The following is a 23,768-nucleotide window of genomic DNA, read 5'->3' on the forward strand; positions in this document are numbered from 1 at the left end:
ATCGGTAACTTATTCCGTACACATTCCTAAGAGCTTGGTCTTGCCGTCGCGCTCGGGATCGTAAATGCGGCAGCAAGATCTTCGCATTCAACGCAAGGCCCCGAACACCTTGCCGATGATTTTGTTGCCGGTGCCAATCGGGTCGCGCCGAATCGCCTTTTCCTCTTCGGCAATCATCGTAAACAGGCCGTCGAGCGCCCGTTGTGTCACGTAGTCTTCTACGGTCGCTTGCTGCGACGCCAAGCCCAGGTTGGATGCCTGGCCCATCGCGCTGTTGTACTTCGCCGACAGGTCAGAGCGATCGGTAACCTTCTTCACCATCGGCAAAAACATCACTGCGAGCTGGGCGGACGTTTTGTCGCGGAAGAAATTTGTCACCGAGGTATCGCCGCCAGTCAGGATTTGCTTTGCATCGGCCACTGACATCGACCTGACGGCATTGAGCAACAGCGGTTTGGCCATCGGCACGGCGGCCTCGGCCGCATGATTCATCGAAACCACCAGCTCATCAAGTTGTTGTCCGCGGCCTGTCATTTTCAGCAGTGGGCGAGCCTGCTCGAGGATGGGCGGCAGCTGGATCTTGACCTTGTCGTTGTTCAGGAAACCATTATGGACCCCAAGTTTGGCGACCGCGGCAAGCGACCCTTTTTCCAGTGCTGCCTTCAAGCCATTAGTGGCGTCCTGGTTTGACAGATCGTCGAGGGAGATTGCCATGGCACTTGATGCGAACAGGCACAGCATGAATAGCAGTGACTTCGCTGGGGGGAGCATGGACATGGCGAACTCCTATGTTCAGGTTTCTTGGGCGGGCATTGCCAGTCTATGCTAGCAACCGCAATTTAGCTAACCGCAATGAAACCTTGGAATGCCACGCAATCGCGGAAGTTTGAGTATCTCGACCATCGCGGAGTCGGGGCCATACCACTGTACTTGTCAGGTACCTGGCCTGCCAATTGGTCAAGTAACCCCTCATATTCTCCAAAAAATGACCGCTTCGGCTGTTTATCTTGGTGTCAGCCTGAGTGTCTGGCCTTGGCGGATTCGGTTCGGATCTTCGATGTTATTCCAGTTTGCGATGTCTTGAGAATTCAGGCCGTGCTTTCGCGCGATGCTGGATAGCGTATCACCCTCGGTCACAATGTAATCTGCGGAAGACCCGGAAGCGCCCGAGGAGCCCGAAGCGCCCGAGGAGCCGGAACGTTGTCCGGTAGTCGGTGCAGTTTGCTTAGAGGCCGGAGTTTGGGGGGCGGTTTGGGCCCGTTCGGTGGCGGTTACCGGCGGCGGTGCCGCTTGAGGGGCGGTTTGCGCGGCTGGAGAAGACGGCGGGGCTTGCGCGGCTTCTTGCTTCTTCTCGCAAGCTGTGACAGCAAACACCATTGCAAGAGGGATAAAACGTCTCATGCTGATTCCTTTCCATGTCGGAATGGGATCGATCAAGACCCGAGTGGATCGTTGACCTGTCATGACCTGATTTCAGGATGTCTGCCCCGTTCCATAAGACATCAAATTAAGTGTATTTAGATTTCTTAGCCGTACTTTATGATTTATCAAGTTCACGGACCGCGACTCGAAGTGAGTGTCAACTATCGAAAATCCACCACTATCGACACTCAGCAATTCGAAAATCTAATATCCGCTTGGCGACTTCGGGTTGGTGATCACGAGTAGCGCGAAAGCCTAGAAAAATTTTCTGGAGGGGCAAGAAGGCCGCATGAACCTGACAGGGGGCAACCAGATGGCAAGCCGCTTGACCTTGCACTGGCCTATCCTATGCTGGTTGGGCAGGTGCACAGGTCACTGTGTCGGCCAGGATTTCGGCTTCGCTGTCTGTGTGGCTGCACCATACCACCAGCGTCAAGCAACGTCTTATGCAAGGAGAGATCATCATGAGCACCGTGGTCGAAAAACACAACTTGGTCCGCAAGCCTGCTGACCAGCCTGATGAAACTAGGCCGTTCGTGGACGGCATGGGAAGGATGCAAGTCTATGAATTGGGGGATCTCATTGTTGGCAAGGGGGAATTTGAGCCAGGCTGGAAATGGAGTCAGCATGTAAAACCGATTGCGGGAACCGATTCCTGTAAGGCTGCCCATACCGGTTTGATTCTTCAGGGCAGGATGATGGTGCAGATGGATGATGGTTCTCAGGTTGAGTACGGCCCTAACGATTTTTTCTATATGCCCCCTGGCCATGATGCATGGATCATCGGTAATGAGCGTTGCGTCGTTATTGATGTGACTGGCGTCGCAAAATATGCGAAACCGCATTGATACGCGTATAAGATAGTCTCTGGCTCCTTGAATTTGAAGGAGCTTCATCTGCCGGTTGGTCCCAAATCGTAAGAAGTAACCTTGCCTTCACCGGCCAGCTCGCGCCGGCACTCTAACGGGAGGCGGCCGCCTTCCGTTAGAGTGCCGAGCTGATCATCGTTCATGCTTGGCGATGAAAGCTTCAACAACGTCGTGCAGTAGTACCGGCTTCTCCAGGAAGATGAGATGACCACCGTCCAGAGTGGCAAACTCGGCTCCCGGAATCCGCTCTGCTAGCTCCGCAGAGAAGTACGGCGGGGAGCAGAAGTCGCGCTCGCCCACCAGTACCAGCGTCGGCGTCGCGATCGACTGAAGATCATTGAAGGCGTCGTGCCCTACGATCATGTCGATCCGGGCAAAGCCGATTTCCGGTTCGAATGTGCCAGCCGATGAAGCGTCCACCCACGCCTGCACCTGCTCCGGGTGCTCGCGAATGAATTTCGGATCGAAGAGGAATAGTGCGTTTGCCTCGGTGGACGCGCGCAGGCCGGAATCGGTCAACATGCGTCGCCGCATGTCGAACTGACGACGATAGAACGCATCCGCGCGTGCAATCGACGAGATAATTGTCGCGCTGCGCAATAGCTCGCGGTGATTAATCGCCAGCAACTGCGCGATGGCGCCCCCGGTCGAGGAGCCGACCAAATGGACCGGCCCGCATCCGACCGCCTCGATGACCCGCGCCATGTCCCGCGCGTGTTGCGTAATCGTCATGTCGCGTGCAGTGTGCTCGGACGCGCCGGTGCCGCGGTGATCAGGTTCGATCACTAGGTGATGCTCCGCGAATAGCTCGATCTGCGGGCCCCAGGATGCGCCAACTCCCGCAAGCCCCGCCAGAAGAAGCACAGGCGAACCTTGGCCCTTGACCTCGTAGTGGATCGAAACACCGTCGGACGTTACGTATGGCACTTGCTTCTCCGGGTTCAGAGCGACGCGAAGAAGAGGTCGAACGCGTCAACGATCGCGCCGTCGAGATTGATATTAACACCGCCATTTGTGTGTGACGAGCGCTAGCGCTGGGGCGGGCAAACCTCTTCCACTTCGGATCGGACCGCCGTGAAATCGGGCCGCCCGACTCAGGATTCGCGTCACGTAGTGCCCTGAACTACCGAAATCCGCCACGAGATCGATGGCCTCCTTGGTGAAGTCTTCGACAATAGTCAATACCTTGATGCGATGTTTGCCAAACCAAGCATCGCTCCCGGAACCCATCGACCAGACCTGAACTGGCCGATGTCAATCACTTGCCAATAAAACTATTGCATCTGAATTTCTTACCGTGGTCCAATGCTGGCGGTGCCTTCTGGAACATGCTGTTCCAGGAAGCGCCCCAACTCCTCGCGCCATACTTCACGGGTGAATAGAAAGCCTTCGTTATGGCCGCCGTCCATCTCCAAAAACGCTTTCGTTCCCTTGACCGCGGCGAACAGTCGCTCGCCGTGGTGAAACGGCACGATGTCGTCCTCGCGGCTATGGGCGATCAGCACCGGGCACGACACGCGCTTAAGAGCCTCTAGCGTGTCGTAGCGGTAGCGCGCGAGCCGCCGTGCCGGCAGCCAGGGATACAGCTCCGCAGCCAGTTCCGGCACGGAGACAAAGCTCGAGGCAAGTACCAGCGCCGCTGGACGCTGGTCTACTGCGAGCCGGGCGACCACGGCACCGCCCAGGGACTCGCCTACCAGCACGATGCGCTCTGCAGGGAATCCCCGCTCCATCACGAGATGGCGCCATGCGGCGCGAGCATCTGCGTAGGTGCCCTCCTCGCTCGGTTTTCCTTCACTGCGGCCGTAACCGCGATACTCGAGTAGAAGAAGCGAGAAACCGAGGCGATGGAACAGGCGGGCGTAGTCCACCCGGTAGCCAATGTTGCCCGCGTTGCCATGGGCGAGAAGCGCCACTCCACGCGGCGCCGGCGCAGGAACAAACCAGGCTTCGATGCGCACATCGTCTTCCGTCGTCAGCCAGACTACCTCGTAGTCGAGCCCGACATCTTTGGGGGTGCGCAGGATCTGCCGTCCCGTGTCAGGAAAATAGATGAGAGCGCCCTGCAGCAAGAACATCACGGCCAACAGTGCGATATACCCTGTGCCACCCACGGTCAACACTTTCAGCAAGACTTCCATGGCCCGCCCCAAAAGAGGGTGAAAATGGCGTCGGACTCGCTTGTTCTTGAACTTGGCCAACAAGCAAGACCCGCTTACTTCCTTTCATGCCGACCGCTGTTGATATGCGGCAAAGCCTTGCTCAATTATTTTGGCGTGCGCAAGGAGTTCAGAGGCAATAGCACTTAAGGCTGATTCATCTTTGACTGCCCGGATCAAAAAAATAACATTTAGACAGGCCAGGACACGGTCCTGAAATTTCAAAGGCACTGCAACACCGCCAAACTTGGGCTCCGCATTCCACTCTCCCCGATTGAGAGCGTAGCCCCGTTGACGCGTTTCAGATAACAAGGTCCGTATGAAGTGGGCGTCTTTAGCGGGTACAGCGTCGATGTCCGAGCGTTCGCGCAGCATGTCAAGCAAGACCTTCTGCTCCTCTTCCGGAGCAAAGGCCAGATACGCGCGGCCTGCGGCGGTTGTCAGCAACGGCATGCGTCTGCCGGGCATGCCTGAGTGAAATGACAAGGGACTGTAAGGCCGCGTGGATGCGCGGACCACCATCTCATCCCCTTCCAGTGAAACCAATGAACAAGGCCAGACCAAAGCCTTGGAAATTACACGCATTTGAGGCCATGCAATTTCCGAGATTTGGACGTTATCCCGGAATCCATAACTCAGCTGTTGTATGCGGAATGTTAGGCGATAGAGGTTTGTTGCCGCATCGCATTCCACGTAGCCCGCTTGACGCAAGGTTTCCAGCAAACGCTTGATGGTTGTGCGATGCAGTCCTGTCATCCTGCCCAGTTCGGTAATCGAGGCAGAGGCGCTGGATCTGCGATTGAGCGCAGCCAAAATATCCAGCCCCTTAACCAGCGACTGGCAATGCCGGTAGCTACTGGAGGGTTCCTGCGCCATGGTCGAGATCCTCCATCGAAAGAATGACGATTGATTATACGACCGGCCGCATGCCCGCTTTTGCTCAGAGGTCTAGCACGAGTCGATCGCTCTTCGCACCCGAGCAACAAATCATCATTGACTTGTTAGCTGATCTTTCCGCATCTGACAGCAACGCATCGCGATGGTCTGCTTTACCTGCAAGGATACGTGTCTCGCAGCTGCCGCAAATACCCTCCCTGCAGGAGGATGGCACAGAAACGCCTGCATCAAAAACGATATCCAGAATAGAGCACCCCGCCGGAACTTGCAGCGTCATGCCACTGCGCGCCAGTTCCAGAGTGAAACCTCCGTCAAGTGCCGCTTCGGATTTGGCGGTGAAGTATTCGACATGTGCACGATCACGACAGTGCGCAGTGGCTTGCTCGAACGCATCCAGCATTCCTCGTGGGCCGCAGCAGTAGAGGTGGACGTTGGTTGACACACTTCGGCCAAGGGCGGCCAGGTCCAGTGCTTGGCCGCCAGGCTCTTGGTCGAAATAGAAATATGCGGCATTCCCGGAAGTGGCGGCAAGTATACGCACCTCGTCCACAAATGCCGCATGCGCGGCAGTGCGAGCGCAGTAATGCAGTTCCCAGTGCTGTCCCAAGGCATTGAGCCGGTGCATCATCGCGAGCAGTGGCGTGATGCCGATACCGCCGGCTACCAGGCAGCTGTACCCGGATGATTCATTTAATCGAAAGTTGTTGCGCGGCAGACTGGCCAGCAGCACATCACCCTCTTGTAGCGACTCATGCATGTAGTGTGATCCGCCCGCGCTGTCAGGAGAGTTGTGCACGGCGATCTGGTACTGGTGCTGCTCGCCCGGCGCATTGAGCAGGGAATAGCTTCGCGACAAGTGGTTGGGCAACCGCACTTCGATGTGCGCCCCAGCCTCAAACGGCGTCAGGGCGACTCCATCCACATGCACCAAGTCAAACAGCTTGACGCCTAACGCAATATCGTGAATGCGCTGGACGCGTAATGGAATGTTGGTATCCATAAGATGTGCAATTCAGGAACAAAGGATCAGGGGCTTGACTGCGTCGCCCGACAGGATGAGCTCGAACGCTCGCGTTCCTTCGGACAAGGGGATCTGGTGGCTGGCAATCGGGCGCAGATCAATCTTGTTGTCGTACACCAGCGGTGCGGCAATTTCCCAGGTATCCCAAAGGCGACGGCCGTGGATGTTGTAGATCGTGGGCCGGCTTTTGCGCCAGGCGCCAAAGTCGAATTCCATCGGCTTGGTCGGCGTGGCGCACCAGCGCACATCACCCAGAGAGCCGACCATAGCAAAGCAGTTCCTGACGCCATCGTGGCTGCCGGTGTACTCAAACACCACGTCCGCCAATTCGCCATTTGTCATGTCGCGTACCACATTGACCGGCGACTCCGCGACCGGGTCGATCGCTCGGTCGGCGCCCATCGCCAAGGCAGTCTGACGACGCTTGGGGTTGGGGTCCACAGCAATCACCCGACGTGCGCCGAAATACCGTGCCACCGCAATGTTCATCAATCCGATCGGACCACAGCCATTTACCACCACCGTTTGCCCTGACACCCCGCTCCCTTCCAGCGCAGCATGCACCGCAATGCCCAAAGGCTCCAGTAGCGCAGCCATCTCCTTGGCAACGCCGGGTGGATTAACCCAGGCGATCGAGGTCGGAACGGTGACGTACTCGGCAAAAGTGCCGTCGATGTCGATGCCCGGGTACTTGGTGTTGGTACAAACATGGGCACGGCCAGTTCGGCAAGTTTTGCAATTCCAGCAGGGGATATGGCTCTCCAGACTCACCACATCACCCACTTTCACTCGGCCGGTACCATGACTACCTATGACCTCAGGCCCCAGTGCCACTACAGTTCCGCACATTTCATGCCCCAGGGTGGTGGGCAGTTTCACGCGCTGGGCGAACGCGCCCGAGCCCTGGTAGATCTGCATGTCGGTGCCGCACACGCCGGCGGCATGCACTTTGACCAGCATTTCTCCCGCGCCAGGTTCGCGTATATCGCGCTCCATTACGGCCAGCCCGTTCACACCGGGCTGCACTTTGTTCAAAGCCAGCATCATTTGCCTTTCGGGAATGGTTATTGTGGCTGGAGGCCGGCGCCCTTGGCCGCATCCACCCATCGTGTGGCTTCGAACTGGATCAGCTTGCCAAACTCCTCGGCAGTCGAAGACTTGGCGATCAGCCCCATGCTGTACAAACGTGCCTTGACTTCTGTCTTGGCGAGCGCTTCAGCGACATCCGAGCCGATCTTCTTGCGTACATCTTCGGGCGTTCCCTTGGGCACCATCAACCCGAACCAGAAATCGGCATAGAAACCCTTGCCCCCGCTCTCATCGGCGGTCCTTATGTTTGGAGCGATAGGCGAGCGGACCTTGGCCGGGATGCCCAAGGCTTTGATGCGACCGCTGTCAATAAAAGGCTTGGCTCCGGTTAAGGTGGACAATACCGCCTGAACTTCGCCGCTCAGCAGTGCGTTCAGTGCAAGCGCCTCCCCGCGATAGAGGACGTTCTGGCGCTCGAACTTCATCAGGTCGGCAAATTGTTGGAAAGCCAGCATGGAACTTCCACCGAACGTTCCGTCGAACACCTTCCCAGGGTTCTTGCGGGCGTATTCAGCAAATTCGCCCATGCTATTGACAGGCACGTCTTTATGAACCGACAGCACATAATCACCTTGTGCGATCTGTGTGACAGGCATCAGGTCATTGACGGGATCAAAGCCGGGATTCTTGACAAAGAGCTTGACAGTGGCGATGGAGACAGGTGCGAGCAAGATGGTATAGCCATCAGCCGGCGACTTGGCGACCTGAGCAGCACCAATCGTCCCATTGGCACCCGGCTTGTTTTCCACGATGACCGACTGCTTCCACTTGGTGCCGAGTTGTTCGGCCAGTATCCGCGTTGCGTTATCCGAAGATCCGCCCGGAGCAAAGGGAACGACGATCTTGACGAGCTTTTGCGGGTAGGTTGTTTGTGCAGCGGCTGGTAATACTGTGGCGGCCAAAAGGACACTGGCGGCCCAAATACGAAAGTGGCGAGTTGAAATATTCAGCATGATGTGTCTCCTGATTTAGTTGATCGGGGCGTTGGCGGCTCGGAGTCAGATGGGATGAGGGGAATCAGGTCGATCAAATAATGAAAGACAGTCCCACGATTGGCTGTTTCCGGTGCAGCAGCACGATGGCCTTGTGCTGAATCCTCCAGTCGTTGCCTACCTTTTTACACACCAGCTTGCAGCGGCCGGGAAACAGGCGTGTTTCACCGAGCCCCTGCTGACGCCAGTCGCCTGACCGCACTTCGGTCAGCTGCAACGCAAAGCTGGCCATGGCGGTGTTAGCGTCGACATCCTCAATATCGATGTTCGACACCATACGCAGCGTGTTCGATCCGGGGTTCTGCGCGACGCGGTTTTGTCGCATGATCTGCTCGACCCGCATGGCCAGTCGGAGACGGTTATCGTAAATGACGGACGAGTCTTTGAGCGGATCGGCGTTTTCATCGATCGGCACCCAGTAGCTGGCGTCTTCGGTGTAGAGCGTCAGCCAGTCGTCGAGGCGTCCTTCATCGAGCAGTTGGGCTTCGCGCAGAATAAGTTTCTGGACGGGGTGGGTCATGGGGTCTCCTTCAGGAATCCGGCGGGTGATTAAGAAGCGGCGGCCATCAGGGCGCACCATTTGCGCCAGAAGGCGCGTTGCGGAGCTTCATCGCTATAGACGCCAACTCGTTCGCCATCGGGCTTGACCTCTTCCTTGCCTAGGCCCCGGCTGAGCGTGATCCACTCAAAAACCTCGGTCTTGAGCGCGTTCTGACCACCCGCAAAGACGTCGATGTCGTCGGCCGACAGAATTCCGGCCGTGCCCACTCGCGTTTGTGCGTCCAGCATGCGGTTGCTGTTGATGTCGTCGTGTGCGCCTTCGATCAGCAAGGGGTACGAATACACCTCCGTACAATCGTGAGCGATCGGCTGAATCACCCGGATGTTGAAGTCAAAGATCACCAGATTCGGAAAAATCAAAAACTGTCTGTTAGTAAGCACTTCCGCGGCCCCATCTGCACCATAAAGAGCGGTGAGCTTGTCGGTGTAGGCTTGCCGAACTGCGGGATCAATGCCGCCGGACTCGAGCGGGGCACCGGCTTCCAGCGTGCCATGGCCTTCAGGGTAGCCGCGCGTATAACCCTGCTGACGTACCGCTACGTCCAGCGCCCGGTTCTCAAACGAGCCTTCGAACTTGCGCACGGTGTTGAAAGCCGAGCGGTGGACAAAACCGGGGTGGTAGCCGTCATAGACGTTTTCGGATTGGAACTTCCAGTTGCCCTCATAGCCGTATTTGTGCGAAGTGGCAACTTTGTAGCTGCTACCAGCTGTACGCCGGAGCCAGATGTCAATGTGCTGTTTGGCACCGCCCAGGAAGATTTCCAGATCTTCCACGTCCGGATTGAACGAGCCAAAGACCAGCCCGCCGTAGGAAGCAATGCGCGGTACAGGCTTGAGGTTTTTGTCAGATTTGTCGAAGTTTTCGTGATAGCGCGCCTCATCGGGAATGCCGATCAACTCGCCCGAGGTGCGGAATGACCAGCCATGGTATGGGCACACAAAGGCGCGGGTGTTGCCCTTTTCTTCCCGGCAGATGGTGGCACCCCGGTGGGTGCACGCGTTCAGAAAGGCATGAACATTACCCTCACGACTCTTGGCCACGATCACGGGGCGCGTACCGATCTGAGTCGATCTGAAGTCGCCAGGGTTGGCGATCTCGCTTTCATGGCACAAGTAGATCCAGGTTTTATAGAAGACCTGCTCCATTTCCTGCGCGAAAACTTCTGGGCCACGGTAAGCCGCGGTGGCCACGCGAAACTCGTGGGGTTGCTCATCCACCATGGAGGTGAGAGTGCTGTGATCCAGTCTTGCGTTCATTCGGTCATCTCCTCTTACAAACTGACTGAATCCTATGTTTTGCTCCCATCTGAGGCAACGTGAACGTCGATTTGGGTGCACATTGTGCACCCCCCTGAAGTGCGTTGAACGTTATATTTAATCGCACTGAAGGGCAATCAAAGGCTCGACCGCTCATACGCACTGGAGACACATATGTCCACACTATCCGCCTCTGATTTCGAAGACTCACAATTGGATGCCGCCCTAATGCTCTGCAATACGTCTGATGATCAATGCTGCTGCGCAAGCATTGACCTGCTGCAGGCGAGGAGAAACTGACATGAGAGCAAAACGCGCATTCTTGGGCATGTCACATTCGCCACTGTTAGGGCTTAACCCCATCAGCAGCGAACTCGAAAAAGATCTCCAAGGTGCTATTGCCCGGGTTCGCGAGCAGGTTGCGCGCTTTGATCCCGAGCTGGTAGTGCTGATCGGACCGGACCATTACAACGGATTTTTCAATGAGTTGATGCCTCCGTTTTGTATTGGCAGCCAAGCCACATCCGTGGGTGATTACCTGACACCCCCGGGCAGTCTCAACGTCGATGAATATGCGGCGGTAGCTCTGGCCGATCAACTGATGGATGATGACTTTGACATTGCCTTGTCCAGGCGAATGCAGGTGGATCACGGCTTTGTGCAGGCCCTCCAGTTCATATGGGGCGGCCTCGAGACGCCACCGGTGATACCGATCTTCCTCAACGCCGTTGCACAGCCCGGCATTGCGCGCCTGCGGCGCTGTCGCCAACTGGGAGAGGCAATCGGCCGCTTTTTGGACAAGGAACCACGTCGCACACTGTTGATTGGGTCCGGAGGACTGTCTCACGAACCACCGGTACCCACCCTGGCGCATCCGGACCCTGCCATACGTGAGCGCATTACCGTCAAACGCGAACCCACGCAGGCCGAACGCGACGCCAAGACCCAGCGCGTGATGGCTGCCGGCATGGCCTTGGCGAGCGGAACGTCGGACATGAAACCGCTCAACCCCGAGTGGGATGCCCGCTGGATGGACGCACTGGAGTTTGGTGAACTGGACAGCTTGGTTCAGTGGCGAGAAGAATCGATCGCGCAGGAGGCAGGCCTGTCTGCCCATGAGTCCAAAACGTGGTTGGTGGCGCGAGCAGCGTTGCCGATCGATCATCGTCTGCCTTGCACACTGCGTTACTACCAAGCCATTCCCGAGCTGATTGCGGGCTATGGAGTCCTGTTCATGCACACCGCAGACACACCAACGTAGTGGGTTACTTGGCAACGGAATACGCATAAAAGCGCGTCTTTTTGCGCCATGCAGCGTTGCGAATCCTCGCGATAGCAACGGCTATCGCTGCGGTTCGCGCCTTGCCTGGCACAAAAATCCATCGCTTTTATTTGCGTATTCCATTGCCAAGTAACCCACTAGGAGAACCCTTTGAGCAATCAAGAACAGATCAATGTATGGGCCGAGCGGCTGCGCAGTGCCGAGCAGACCGCCACTCCGATCGCGCCCCTGCGTGACGAAATTACCAACGGTGACGACGCCTATGCGGTGCAACTGGTCAATGTCCGCCATGCTCAGGCACAAGGCCGTCGCATCGTGGGCCGCAAGATCGGCCTCACGTCGCCTGTCGTTCAGAAACAGCTGGGAGTCGACCAACCTGACTTCGGTACATTGTTCGCCGATATGGTCTATGGCGATGATGAGGAAATCCCTTGGGCACGCACGCTGCAGCCGAAGGTCGAGGCCGAAGTGGCGCTGGTGCTCGAGCGCGACCTCGATCTGGCCGATGCCACGCTGGTGGACGTAATCAATGCCACTGCATACGTACTGCCGGCCATCGAGATTGTAGGCAGCCGCATCGCGAATTGGAACATCAAGTTCATCGACACCGTGGCCGACAACGCCTCCAGCGGCCTCGTCGTACTTGGCGCCATACCTACGCGCCTCAATGCGCTGGACCTCAAACTGTGCGAGATGACCACCGAACGCGCAGGCTCGGTCGTCGCGCAAGGCAGCGGCAGTGCCTGCTTGGGACATCCGCTGAACGCTGCCGTCTGGCTGGCTCGCAAACTCGCCACGCTGGGCCAGCCCCTGCGCGCGGGCGACCTGGTCATGACCGGCGCGCTCGGCCCCATGGTGGCCGTGCAACCCGGCGACGCGTTTGAAGCCCGCATCAGTGGTGTGGGCAGCGTGCGCGCACGATTTGGCTCTTAAATAACAGAAAACACACGAGATTCCTATGCCCCGAAAACTCAAGGCTGCCATCATCGGCAGCGGCAACATCGGCACAGACTTGATGATCAAGATCCTGCGGCACGGCGTCAACATTGAAATGGGTGCCATGGTCGGGATTGACCCGACCTCCGATGGCCTGGCACGCGCCGCCCGCATGGGTGTGCCCACCACTCACGAAGGCGTAGACGGCTTGAGCCGCTTGCCTAACTTCGCTGACATCGACTTCGTGTTCGACGCCACCAGCGCCGGTGCCCATATCAAGAACGACGCCTTCCTGCGCAGGCTCAAACGCGGTATCCGCATGATCGACCTGACCCCCGCGGCCATCGGCCCGTACTGCATCCCGGTCGTCAACAATGAAGACCACCTTGACGCCTTGAATGTCAACATGGTCACCTGCGGCGGCCAGGCCACCATTCCAATGGTGGCAGCTGTCAATCGCGTTGCCAAGGTGTACTACGGCGAAATCGTCGCCTCCATCTCCAGCAAGAGTGCCGGCCCCGGCACCCGTGCCAACATCGACGAATTCACTGAAACTACCGCCAAAGCGATTGAAGCGGTGGGTGGCGCGTCCAAAGGCAAGGCCATCATTGTGCTGAACCCCGCTGAGCCACCGCTGATCATGCGCGATACCGTCTACACTCTCAGCGAGCTTGGCGACGAAGCTGCAATTGCCGAATCGGTTGAGCGTATGGTCGCCGCCGTCCAGGCCTACGTGCCCGGCTACCGCCTGAAACAAAAAGTACAGTTCGACCGCATTGAAGCCAGCACGCCCATCAACATCCCCGGCGTCGGCCCTCGCATGAGCGGCCTGAAGACGTCCATCTTCCTGGAAGTCGAAGGTGCTGCCCACTACCTGCCCGCCTATGCCGGAAACCTGGACATCATGACCAGTGCCGGTCTGCGCACCGCCGAACAGATGGCTGCCCGCATGCTTGCCGCGTAAAGGAGAAACTGACATGGACAAGAAAATCTACATTTCCGACGTCACCCTGCGCGACGGCAGCCACGCCGTACGCCACCAGTACAGCGTCGAGCAAGCCAAACAAATCGCCCAAGCCTTGGACGACGCCAGGGTCGACTCCATCGAAGTCGCCCATGGCGACGGCCTGCAAGGCGGCAGCTTCAACTACGGTTTCGGCGCCCACTCCGACGTCGAATGGATCGAAGCCGTGGCCAGCGTCGTCAAGCATGCCAAGATCGCCACCCTGCTGTTGCCAGGCATCGGCACCGTCCACGACCTGAAGGCGGCCTACGATGCCGGCGCCCGCATCGTGCGTGTCGCAACACACTGCACCGAGGCCGATGTCTCCAGGCAGCACATCGAATACGCACGCCACCTAGGCATGGAAGCCGTTGGCTTTCTGATGATGAGCCACATGCAGACGCCCGAGGGCTTGGCCGGGCAGGCAAAACTGATGGAAAGCTATGGCGCACAATGCGTGTACGTGGTGGATTCGGGCGGTGCATTGAACATGAACGACGTGCGTGACCGTTTCCGCGCCTTCAAGGACATCTTGAAGCCCGAAACCCTGACCGGCATGCACGCCCACCACAACCTGAGCCTGGGTGTGGCCAACTCCATCGTCGCCGTCGAAGAAGGCTGTGACCGCGTGGACGCCAGCTTGGCCGGCATGGGCGCCGGAGCGGGCAATGCCCCGCTGGAAGTGTTCATCGCCGCCGCCGCGCGCCTGGGCTGGAACCACGGCTGCGACTTGTACAAACTGATGGATGCGGCCGATGACATCGTGCGTCCGCTGCAAGACCGCCCTGTGCGCGTGGACCGCGAAACGCTGGCACTGGGCTACGCAGGCGTTTACTCCAGCTTCCTGCGCCACTCGGAAGTGGCAGCGAAGAAATACGGCCTGAAGCCGGTCGACATCCTGGTGGAACTGGGCAAGCGCCGCATGGTGGGCGGCCAGGAAGACATGATCGTGGACGTGGCGCTGGATCTGCTCAAAGCCCGGGAGCATGAGCGCATGCACGCGCAGCCGGTGATGGGCGAGGCGGACTGACCACCCCTGACCCGAAGACGAGCCGCCACTGTCACAGTAGCGGTTGTCGCATTAAAGTACCGCCCAACGAAGAAGGAAATGACTATGTCTGCAAATACCATTGCGCTGACCGAAGCCGCAACCAGCAAGTTCGTTCGCATCCAGGACGGCGACCTCAAGCTCCAACTGCATTACAACGACGTAGGCCAGGGTGCCGAGACCGTCGTCATGCTGCACGGCTCCGGACCGGGTGCCAGCGGCTGGGCCAACTTCAATCGCAACATCGAGCCGCTGGTAAGCGCCGGCTACCGCGTCATCCTGCTGGACTGCCCGGGCTGGAGCAAGAGCGACCCTATCGTAAACACCGGCTCGCGCTCGGACCTCAACGCGCGCGCGCTCAAGGGTTTGATGGATGCCATTGGACTGGAAAAGGCTCACATCATCGGCAATTCGATGGGTGCACACAGCACCGTGGCCTTTGCGTTGTCCAACCCCACGCGGGTGGGCAAGTTAGTGCTGATGGGCGGTGGCACGGGCGGCCCGAGCCAGTTCGTGCCCATGCCGACTGAGGGCATCAAGCTGATCGGTGCGCTTTACCGTAACCCGACTATCGAGAACCTCAAACGCATGATGAATGTGTTCGTGTACGACGCAAGCCATCTGACCGAGGAGTTATTCCAGGCGCGCCTGGATAACATGCTGGCGCGGCGTGACCACCTGGAAAATTTCGTCAAGAGCTCTGAGGCCAATCCCAAGCAGTTCCCCGACCTGGGGCACCGCTTGGGCGAGGTCGCCGCACCCACGCTCGTCATCTGGGGACGCGATGACCGCTTCGTGCCCATGGATGTGGGCTTGCGCCTGATCTGGGGCATCCCGAACGCTCAGATGCACATCTTCAACCGCTGCGGCCATTGGGCTCAGTGGGAGCATGCGGACACCTTCAACCGCATGGTGCTGGATTTCCTATCACATTAAGGTAAAGCATCATGGATGAAAACCGACCACTGAACTGGAGCGATGCCCACATGCTGGGCTACGCACCGATGGATCAGATCCATGAAGAATTCGTCCAGTTGGTCGCTCGCCTACAGGGGGCTCGAGATGATGAACTGCACGAATTGCTTAGCGCCATGGAAGGACATCTTCAGGCACATTTCGGCGAGGAAAACGCTTGGATGCGCGAAAGCGAGTTCCCGCCGCGTGACTGCCACATTGAGCAGCATGATGCCGTGCTTAAGTCGGTGCATGAGGTGCAAGAGTTGCTTGCTCAAGGCAATACCCGGATATGCCGTGCCTTGGTACAGGCGCTAGCTGACTGGTTCCCGAGCCATGCTACCCATCTCGACTCGGCGCTGGCGCACTGGATGTGTAAGCGCCGTCTGGGAGCAAAACCAGTCGTTTTTCGCCGCTCGATCAACAGTAACATCGTATCCCGCTAAAAAGCGCAAGCGCTCAGATCGAGGTCTTCACATAAAGCCATTCGCTCCGGTCAGCAGCACGACCAATTCCGCCTCCTTTATTCTACATTTGCATCGGGAACCACGCCTGCTTTTCAGCGTCCCAATGAAGACGCTATTACGACTCATTAATGATGCGCGGGGTGCAGTTACAACGATATCTTCTGGAAAGAGTATGAATAATTGGAGACAGGTGTTTCGCGACGGCGCGGTTTCCGGCAGCATCGCAAGTGTCATATCGACGTCGGTATTGAGCGCGCGCGGGAGACAGGAAAACGGCACGCCCTATGCACCGACCAATGCCATCAGTCATTGGTTCAGGTTTATGCGACATTCGGCGTCGAGCTGGCGTTGCGTGGAATTGCAGCATCAAAGATGCAATCGCCGAGGCAGATTTCTACTTCCCTATCTGATGTGTGATTACAGCCTGCACTATGGAAAAGGACGATAAGCGGCCGACGCTTCAAGTGAGCCGGCGCAAGGCGATCATGATGCTTGGCGCGGCGATGCTCGTCAGCCGGGCAACAGCGCAAAGCGACGCGCGTCAGTCGCGACGCCCCGCATGCATTCTCACTCCGGAACAAACAGAAGGACCGTACTTTGTTGATGACCGGCTCAACCGTTCCGACATACGCACCGATCCTGCGGGCGGGACAGTACGCGCCGGCGTTCCGCTCGCGCTGACCTTGCGCGTGCTGGCTGTTCGCGGTACCGGATGTACTCCCGTTTCCGGCGCGATGGTGGACGTCTGGCATTGCGATGCCGATGGCGTTTATTCGGACGTAACCGATCCTCGCTTCGACACAAGCGGAAAAAAATTTCTGCGCGGTTATCAAATCACCGACGACGGTGGTGTAGTGCGCTTCCTTACCATTTATCCCGGATGGTATCCCGGTCGAACGGTGCACATCCATTTCAAGGTGCGTATACAACCCACGTCACCCACGTCGAGCCGCCCCTACGAATTCACGTCGCAACTGTACTTCGACGACGCGATCACCGACCGCGTGTTGGCGCAAGCGCCCTACGCGCGCAACGGCCGACGCCGCCAGACCAATGACACGGATGGCTTGTTCCGGCGCGGTGGCCGGCAACTGATTCTGCCACTGCTTGAAAACGGTCCGGGGTATGCGGGAAGCTTCGACATCGGCGTGCAGACGGCTTGAGTGCGCCGCATGCGTCCGAAATTGTTAACAGGCCCTAATCCGCCAACGTACAAAGGACATCGATCATGAGCAAAGAAAAGAAGACCGGCAATGCAGGAAAGCAGAAAAAGAATTCCACGCCGCGCGGTGCAAATCCAGGTGCAGATGTCCATCGAGGCAACGGCGGCGAGTTGCACCAGGTCGCCACCGGGCAGCATCCCGCACTGACCACGAACCAAGGCATCCCGATTGCCGACAACCAGAACTCGTTGCGCGCCAATCCGCGTGGCCCCAGTCTGCTGGAAGATTTCATTCTGCGTGAAAAGATCACGCATTTCGATCACGAGCGCATCCCTGAACGCATCGTGCATGCGCGCGGCACTGCGGTGCATGGCCACTTCGAGTTGACCAAGTCGCTAGCGCAATATACGACAGCAAAAATCCTCACCGAGGTCGGTGAAAAGACACCGGTGTTTACGCGTTTTTCGACGGTCGCCGGCGGCGCAGGTTCGGTCGACACGCCGCGAGACGTGCGCGGCTTCGCGGTCAAGTTCTACACCAAGGAAGGCAACTGGGACCTGGTCAGCAACAACATCCCGGTGTTCTTCATCCAGGACGCGATCAAGTTCCCCGACGTCGTCCATTCGGTCAAGATGGAACCGGACCGTGGCTTTCCACAAAGCGCAACGGCGCATGACACCTTCTGGGATTTCATTTCGCTGACGCCGGAATCCATGCATATGGTGATGTGGATCATGTCCGACCGCACGATCCCGCGCTCGCTGCGCATGATCGAAGGCTTCGGCGTCCATAGCTTCCGTCTCCTGAACAAAGCGGGCGACTCAACCTTCGTCAAATTCCATTGGCGGCCGAAGCTGGGCCTGCAATCGACCATTTGGGATGAGGCAGTGAAGATTGCCGGCGCCGATCCGGACTTCCACCGCCGCGACATGTTCGAGGCGATCGAAGCAGGTGATTTCCCCGAGTGGGAGTTTGCGGTCCAGCTATTCACGCAGGAGCAGGCGGATAAATTTCCATTCGATCATCTGGATGCGACCAAGCTGATCCCGGAAGAACTGGTGCCCTTACAAGTAATCGGCCGCATGGTGCTGGACCGGTGGCCGGACAACTTCTTCGCGGAAACCGAACAGGTCGCCTACTGTCCCGCCAACATCGTTCCCGGCATCGACTTCTCCAACGATCCGCTGCTACAGGGCCGCCTGTTCTCATACCTGGATACGCAATTGCTGCGGCTCGGATCGCCGAATTTCAACCAGATTCCGGTCAATGCGCCAAAGTGCCCCTTCGCCAACCTTCAGCGCGACGGCAAGATGCAAATGACGCAGCCGAAAGGCAGGGTCGCATATGAGCCGAATTCGTTGTCGGAAACCGCCCCGCGAGAAACGCCGGACAGGGGTTTCCCTAGCGCACGCGTCAGCGAAAGCGGCGAAAAAGGCCGCATTCGCGCGGAGAGCTTTGCCGACCATTACAGCCAGGCGCGTCAGTTCTATCGCAGCCAGAGCAAGTACGAGCAGGCACATATCGCGTCTGCGCTGGTGTTTGAGCTGTCGAAAGTCGATCATCTGCATGTGCGGCAGGCGATGGTTGCACATCTGCGCCACATTGAAGAAGAACTGGCCCAGCGCGTAGCCGATGGCCTTGGTCTCGGCACCTTGCCGAAACCCGCAGAGGCCGCAGCGCCGGTGCAGGACTTCGATCAATCGCCGGCGCTGCAAATCATCGGCAGGATGAAGGACACGCTAGAAGGACGCGCAATCGGTATTCTGATTGCGGACGGTTCGGACGGCGCCATCGTCAGCGACATCATCAAAGTCGCAGCTGAGGCCGGCGCGAAGGTCAAGGTCGTCGCTCCCAAGGTGGGCGGCGCGAAGCTTGCCGACGGCACGATGATGGAAGCCGACGGACAACTGGCGGGCACGCCTTCGGTGATGTTCGACGCGATTGCCGTTGTCTTGTCCGATGAAGGAGTCAAGCTACTGAGCAAGGAATCCGCGGCTATCGATTTCGTGCGTCACGCGTTCGGCCACCTGAAGGCGATCGCGGCGGATCAGGGCGGCCGGTCACTGCTCGAACAAGCGAACATCGAGAAAGACAAAGGTGTGCTCGATGCGAAGGACATGAAAGGCTTCATCGCGGCGGCCAAGACACGGCAATGGGAGCGCGAAGAATCGGTGCGCATTCTGGCGTAGTTGATCGACCGAGGTTATGTAGAAACGCAAATCAGAGTCTCCGTGCGACGACGATGTCAGGATTTCGTCTCCGGTTGGCTTTAGGCACCGCGCAGGAATAAGTTGTGCAACTTATTCCTGCGCGGTGCCTTAGCCTGATAGATGCGCATCAAACGAGGACTGGCATGAGAGAATTATTATCGACGACTGCTGAACGGGCAATTTGTTATCTCGAAGATTTGGGGACTCGGAGTGTTGCTCCAAGCATAGATGCAGTTGCTCGCCTTGCCTCGCTTGATATACCACTTTCAAATGAACCCACCAGCCCGGAATCCATCTTGCAGCAACTGGATGAACTTGGCTCACCGGCGACAATGGCGATGGCAGGGCCGCGCTTCTTCGGCTTTGTCATCGGCGGTTCGCTTCCTGCGGCATTAGCCGCCAGCTGGCTAATAACTGCCTGGGATCAAAATAGCGGCCTCTACAATGTGACTCCGGCCACTGCGGCGCTTGAGCAAATCGCACTCGGATGGCTCCTCGACGTCCTGAAATTGCCGCCTGAAAGTGGTGGTGCATTTGTTACGGGTGCGACCGTCGCGAATTTCACTGCACTCGCTGCGGCACGGCATGCTGCTCTGGCAAAAGCTGGCTGGAATGTGGAAGCCGATGGATTGTTCGGCGCTCCACCCATTACGGTCATCGTCGGTGCAGAAGTCCATCCAACAGTGTTGAAGGCCTTAGGCATGCTGGGCCTGGGGCGTAGTCGCGTCGTGACAGTGCCAGTCGATAGTCAAGGCTGCATGCGCCTTGATGCATTGCCTCCTATGACTGGTTCCACAATTGTCTGTGTGCAGGCGGGAAACGTTAACACGGGCGCATTCGATCCGTTTCAGCAGATCTGCGAACGCGCACATGATGTAGGTGCATGGGTGCATGTTGATGGAGCATTTGGGCTGTGGGCTGCAGCCGCCCCGTCACGTGCCTATCTTGTCGAGGGTATCGAAGGCGCTGACTCCTGGGCGACCGATGCGCATAAGTGGCTGAATGTACCGTACGACAGCGGTGTGGCGTTTGTTCGCGACCCGGATGCATTACGAGCTGCCATGGCGATTACTGCCGATTACCTCCCGACGGTGAGTGAATATCGTAATCCTGCAGACTACACCCCTGAACTCTCGAGACGCGCGCGCGGGGTCGAGGTTTGGGCCGCCTTACGCTCATTGGGGCGTATAGGGTTGTCCGATCTGATTGAACGCACGTGTCGTTATGCTCGCCGTTTTGCCGAGGCACTGACGTCTGCGGGATATCACGTGTTGAATGAGGTTGTGCTCAATCAGGTTTTAGTCTCGTTCGGTACGCCCGAAATAACGAAGCGCGTGATCGACGACATTCAAGCCGACGGGACGTGCTGGTGTGGAAGTACCCTGTGGCAGGGCCATACGGCGATGCGGATCAGTGTCGTATGCTGGGCCACGACTGACGCGGACGTGGAACGGAGTATCGAAGCGATCTTGCGTATAGCCGCGAAGTACAAAGGGCCTGTCAAGAAATAAATCGCACGTTTTTTCTGGCCGTAGCGAGCTACGGCCAGAAAAAACGTGCAAGTTATTCCTGCGCGGTGCCTAAGGCCGGGCAATGGTACAGCCTCACAAAAATTCCCAATGACCTAACCGACCTTATCGCTTGATCACGCATTACGCCGGTTGCGCCCACACCTCGGCAATCCTCAACAGATTGGTCGTTCCCGACTCGGCAAACGGCATACCCGCAGCAATCGCCACCTGATCACCGGGCTGTGCAAATCCCTCCCGCAACGCCGTGCGACAGGCCGCCGACACCATTTCATCCACACTGCGCACATCCGGGCTGACGGTGGTATGCACGCCCCACGCCAGCGCCAGCTTGCGCGCGGTCGACAGATGCGGCGTGATGCTGAGGATCGGTGCGGCCGGCCGCTCGCGCGCGGCACGCAGGCTGGTATGACCCGACGTGGTGTAGGTAATCGTGACGCGGGCGCCAAGAATCTGCGTGACGCTGCGCAGTGCCGCGCAAATCGCATCGCCGCGCGTCGGCAAGGGATCGCCACGCTGGGCATCGATCACGCTGCGGTACAAGGGATCGCGCTCGACTTCCGAAATGATCCGGTCCATCATTGCCACCGCTTCGACCGGATAGGCGCCGCTGGCCGATTCGGCCGACAGCATGACCGCATCGGCGCCGTCATAGATCGCGCTGGCGACATCGGATGCTTCAGCCCTGGTCGGCACCTGCGCCGATATCATCGATTCCAGCATCTGCGTCGCAATGACCACAGGCTTGCCCTGTCTGCTGCAGGCACGCAGGATGCGCTTTTGCACGCCGGGCACGCGCTCGGGTGGCAATTCGACACCGAGATCGCCGCGCGCCACCATCACCGCATCCGATACGCCCACGATGTCGTCGAGCCGGTCGAGCGCGGCGGGTTTTTCCAGCTTGGCGAGCAGCCCGGCGCGGCCCTTGATCAGTTCCCGTGCTTCCAGCAAGTCTTCCGGACGCTGCACGAAAGACAAGGCGATCCAGTCCACGCCCAGCGCCAGCGCAAACTCCAGGTCGCGCCTGTCCTTTTCGGTCAACGCGGGAATCGGCAGGACGACATCCGGCACATTGACGCCCTTGCGGTCGGATACGACGCCGCCGGCGACAACCTTCGTGCGGATACAGTCGCCATTGCTTTCTATGACTTCCAGTCGCAGTTTTCCATCGTCGATCAGCAGTGCCTGGCCCGCGCCGATCACCGCAAACAATTCCGGATGCGGCAGGCAAACCCGTGCAGCCGTGCCAGGATCGGGATTGCGGTCGAGTATGAATTCCGCGCCCGCGGCGAGCGTGACCTTGCCTTCGGCGAACTGGCCGATGCGCAGTTTGGGGCCCTGCAGGTCCGCCAAGATCGCGATAGGCCGTCCCACCTTGCGTTCGACTTCGCGCACGATGTCGTAGCGTGCACTGTGGTCCAAGTGCGAGCCATGACTGAAATTGAAGCGGAACACATCGGCTCCGGCCTGAAATAATGCTTCTATGGCTTCCATGGTCGAGCTTGCCGGTCCAAGGGTTGCCACGATTTTTGCCTTGCGTTGACGTCGCATGTTGTTCACTTTGCAGTTCGTACAGGCGTGCGCGACCACCGGACCGTCCCGTGACGCCCGCCTGTCGTTAAAAACGGATAAAACTCAGAGAATCAGGATTGCCCTGAAATCATTGACGTTGGTGCGTGTCGGCCCGGTGACGATCAGGTCGCCCAGCGCGTTGAAGAAACCGTATCCATCGTTGTTGTCGAGCATGGCGCGTGCGCGCATACCCATCGCCTCGGCGCGCGCCACCGAATCGGGACCGCAAATCGCGCCGGCATTGTCTTCCGAACCGTCTATCCCATCGGTATCGCAGGCAATCGCATGCACGCCTCGCTGACCACCCACGGTGGCGGCAAAACTGAGCAGGAATTCGGCGTTGCGCCCTCCCCTGCCCTTGCCGCGCACGGTAACGGTGGTTTCACCGCCGGAGATCAAGACGCAAGGCTTGGCGAAAGGCTGGCCGCGCAATGCGATCTGGCGCGCCAGCGCGGCGTGCATCATGCCGACATCGCGTGCCTCGCCTTCCATCTCGTCCGACAGGATATAGGGCGTGATGCCGGCCGCGCGTGCACTCGCGGCTGCAGCTTCCAGCGCCTGCTGCGCTGTGGCGATCACATGATGGCTATTGCCGGTAAAGCGTGGATCGTTGGGCTTGGGTGTTTCGCCGGCACCCGATGCCAGATAGTCTTCCATGACCGGCGGCACTGCAATTTCGTACTTGTTCAGGATAGCTAGCGCCTGCGCGCAGGTGGTCGGGTCCGGCAAGGTCGGCCCGCTGGCAATGACGCCGGGGTCGTCGCCGGGCACATCGGAAATCAGCAGGGTCACGACCCGGGCCGGCGCGCACGCCAGCGCAAGGCGTCCGCCCTTGATGGCGGAGAAATGCTTGCGCACGCAATTCATTTCCGAAATCGTCGCACCGCTTTTCAGCAAGGCCTTGTTGATCGCCTGCTTTTCTTCCAGCGTGATGCCTTCGCCCGGCAAGGCCAGCAAAGCCGATCCGCCACCGGAAATCAGGCAAAGCACAAGGTCGTTCTCGCTCAAGCCCTGCACCATGTCCATGATGCGACCGGCGGCGCGGCGGCCCGCTTCATCGGGCACCGGATGCGCCGCTTCGACCACTTCGATGCGCTTGCAGTCCGCGCCATGGCCGTACCGTGTGACCACCAAGCCACTGAGCTCACCCTCCCAATGCCGTTCCACCGTCTGCGCCATTGCCGCCGCGCCCTTGCCGGCACCGATGACCAGCGTACGGCCAGTGATCGACGGCTTGGGCAGGAAAGCGGGAAGGCATTTTTCCGCACTGACGGCATCGACCGCCGCGGTGTACATGTCGAGCAGCAACTGACGGGGATTAATGTCTGGCATGAGAG

The 23,768-nt window shown here is 58.5% G+C and carries 22 protein-coding genes; 10 read left to right on the forward strand and 12 right to left on the reverse strand.

The annotated features are described in order from the left end of the window. Positions 1 to 87: 87 nt before the first annotated feature. Complete coding sequence (locus tag D3871_RS16550; RefSeq protein WP_119770223.1) at positions 88 to 777, reverse strand: DUF4197 domain-containing protein; 690 nt, start codon at positions 775 to 777, stop codon at positions 88 to 90. Positions 778 to 1,002: 225 nt separating this feature from the next. Continuing rightward, the gene (locus D3871_RS16555) at positions 1,003 to 1,401 is read right to left on the reverse strand and encodes a LysM peptidoglycan-binding domain-containing protein (RefSeq protein ID WP_199724825.1); all 399 of its coding nucleotides are present in this window, start codon (positions 1,399 to 1,401) and stop codon (positions 1,003 to 1,005) included. A gap of 485 nt (positions 1,402 to 1,886) precedes the next feature. Here D3871_RS16555 and D3871_RS16560 point away from each other — a divergent pair, with 485 nt between their 5' ends. Beyond that, on the forward strand, positions 1,887 to 2,270 hold the full coding sequence (locus D3871_RS16560) for a cupin domain-containing protein (protein WP_119771395.1): 384 nt from the start codon (positions 1,887 to 1,889) through the stop codon (positions 2,268 to 2,270). A gap of 153 nt (positions 2,271 to 2,423) precedes the next feature. Here the strand turns inward: D3871_RS16560 and D3871_RS16565 are convergent, their stop codons facing one another. The 8 genes from D3871_RS16565 to D3871_RS16605 all read right to left on the reverse strand — a co-directional run bounded on the left by D3871_RS16565 (position 2,424) and on the right by D3871_RS16605 (position 10,267). Beyond that, entirely contained in the window at positions 2,424 to 3,218 is a 795-nt protein-coding gene (locus D3871_RS16565; RefSeq protein WP_119770225.1) for an alpha/beta fold hydrolase, read from the reverse strand. A gap of 365 nt (positions 3,219 to 3,583) precedes the next feature. Beyond that, complete coding sequence (locus tag D3871_RS16575) at positions 3,584 to 4,432, reverse strand: alpha/beta hydrolase (protein ID WP_119770227.1); 849 nt, start codon at positions 4,430 to 4,432, stop codon at positions 3,584 to 3,586. Between the two features lie 84 nt (positions 4,433 to 4,516). Next, complete coding sequence (locus tag D3871_RS16580) at positions 4,517 to 5,326, reverse strand: IclR family transcriptional regulator domain-containing protein (RefSeq protein WP_119770228.1); 810 nt, start codon at positions 5,324 to 5,326, stop codon at positions 4,517 to 4,519. Positions 5,327 to 5,390: 64 nt separating this feature from the next. After that, positions 5,391 to 6,347 carry a PDR/VanB family oxidoreductase gene (locus tag D3871_RS16585; protein ID WP_119770229.1) on the reverse strand — a complete coding sequence of 319 codons (957 nt, stop codon included), beginning with the start codon at positions 6,345 to 6,347 and terminating at the stop codon, positions 5,391 to 5,393. Between the two features lie 12 nt (positions 6,348 to 6,359). Then, complete coding sequence (locus tag D3871_RS16590; protein ID WP_158597955.1) at positions 6,360 to 7,415, reverse strand: alcohol dehydrogenase catalytic domain-containing protein; 1,056 nt, start codon at positions 7,413 to 7,415, stop codon at positions 6,360 to 6,362. A gap of 17 nt (positions 7,416 to 7,432) precedes the next feature. Then, positions 7,433 to 8,410: a Bug family tripartite tricarboxylate transporter substrate binding protein gene (locus D3871_RS16595; RefSeq protein ID WP_119770231.1), complete on the reverse strand. Its 978-nt coding sequence runs from the start codon at positions 8,408 to 8,410 to the stop codon at positions 7,433 to 7,435. Positions 8,411 to 8,483: 73 nt separating this feature from the next. Next, positions 8,484 to 8,969: an aromatic-ring-hydroxylating dioxygenase subunit beta gene (locus D3871_RS16600; RefSeq protein WP_158597956.1), complete on the reverse strand. Its 486-nt coding sequence runs from the start codon at positions 8,967 to 8,969 to the stop codon at positions 8,484 to 8,486. Positions 8,970 to 8,998: 29 nt separating this feature from the next. Then, positions 8,999 to 10,267, reverse strand: a complete 1,269-nt coding sequence (locus D3871_RS16605) for an aromatic ring-hydroxylating oxygenase subunit alpha (RefSeq protein WP_119770233.1) — start codon at positions 10,265 to 10,267, stop codon at positions 8,999 to 9,001. 301 nt (positions 10,268 to 10,568) lie between these two features. Here D3871_RS16605 and D3871_RS16610 point away from each other — a divergent pair, with 301 nt between their 5' ends. The 9 genes from D3871_RS16610 (at position 10,569) to D3871_RS16655 (ending at position 20,841) form a co-directional block, all read left to right on the forward strand. Then, complete coding sequence (locus D3871_RS16610) at positions 10,569 to 11,528, forward strand: 3-carboxyethylcatechol 2,3-dioxygenase (protein WP_199724826.1); 960 nt, start codon at positions 10,569 to 10,571, stop codon at positions 11,526 to 11,528. A 171-nt stretch (positions 11,529 to 11,699) separates the two neighbouring features. Then, the gene (mhpD, locus tag D3871_RS16615) at positions 11,700 to 12,482 is read left to right on the forward strand and encodes a 2-keto-4-pentenoate hydratase (protein ID WP_119770234.1); all 783 of its coding nucleotides are present in this window, start codon (positions 11,700 to 11,702) and stop codon (positions 12,480 to 12,482) included. A gap of 25 nt (positions 12,483 to 12,507) precedes the next feature. Then, positions 12,508 to 13,449, forward strand: coding sequence for an acetaldehyde dehydrogenase (acetylating) (locus D3871_RS16620; RefSeq protein ID WP_119770235.1), 942 nt, complete (start codon positions 12,508 to 12,510; stop codon positions 13,447 to 13,449). 13 nt (positions 13,450 to 13,462) lie between these two features. Beyond that, on the forward strand, positions 13,463 to 14,518 hold the full coding sequence (gene dmpG, locus D3871_RS16625; RefSeq protein WP_119770236.1) for a 4-hydroxy-2-oxovalerate aldolase: 1,056 nt from the start codon (positions 13,463 to 13,465) through the stop codon (positions 14,516 to 14,518). Between the two features lie 84 nt (positions 14,519 to 14,602). Further along, a complete protein-coding gene (locus tag D3871_RS16630) occupies positions 14,603 to 15,472 on the forward strand; it encodes an alpha/beta fold hydrolase (RefSeq protein ID WP_119770237.1) in 870 nt (289 codons plus the stop codon). 11 nt (positions 15,473 to 15,483) lie between these two features. After that, complete coding sequence (locus D3871_RS16635) at positions 15,484 to 15,936, forward strand: bacteriohemerythrin (protein WP_119770238.1); 453 nt, start codon at positions 15,484 to 15,486, stop codon at positions 15,934 to 15,936. 452 nt (positions 15,937 to 16,388) lie between these two features. After that, positions 16,389 to 17,120, forward strand: a complete 732-nt coding sequence (locus tag D3871_RS16645; RefSeq protein ID WP_119770240.1) for an intradiol ring-cleavage dioxygenase — start codon at positions 16,389 to 16,391, stop codon at positions 17,118 to 17,120. Between the two features lie 65 nt (positions 17,121 to 17,185). Next, entirely contained in the window at positions 17,186 to 19,309 is a 2,124-nt protein-coding gene (locus D3871_RS16650) for a catalase (RefSeq protein ID WP_119770241.1), read from the forward strand. A 164-nt stretch (positions 19,310 to 19,473) separates the two neighbouring features. Then, on the forward strand, positions 19,474 to 20,841 hold the full coding sequence (locus D3871_RS16655) for a pyridoxal phosphate-dependent decarboxylase family protein (RefSeq protein ID WP_119770242.1): 1,368 nt from the start codon (positions 19,474 to 19,476) through the stop codon (positions 20,839 to 20,841). Between the two features lie 141 nt (positions 20,842 to 20,982). Here D3871_RS16655 and pyk read toward each other — a convergent pair whose 3' ends face one another. After that, complete coding sequence (gene pyk / locus D3871_RS16660; RefSeq protein ID WP_119770243.1) at positions 20,983 to 22,410, reverse strand: pyruvate kinase; 1,428 nt, start codon at positions 22,408 to 22,410, stop codon at positions 20,983 to 20,985. An 84-nt stretch (positions 22,411 to 22,494) separates the two neighbouring features. Continuing rightward, on the reverse strand, positions 22,495 to 23,763 hold the full coding sequence (locus tag D3871_RS16665) for a glycerate kinase type-2 family protein (RefSeq protein WP_119770244.1): 1,269 nt from the start codon (positions 23,761 to 23,763) through the stop codon (positions 22,495 to 22,497). Positions 23,764 to 23,768: the final 5 nt, after the last annotated feature.

Source organism: Noviherbaspirillum saxi, assembly GCF_003591035.1.
GTDB lineage: Bacteria > Pseudomonadota > Gammaproteobacteria > Burkholderiales > Burkholderiaceae_D > Noviherbaspirillum > Noviherbaspirillum saxi.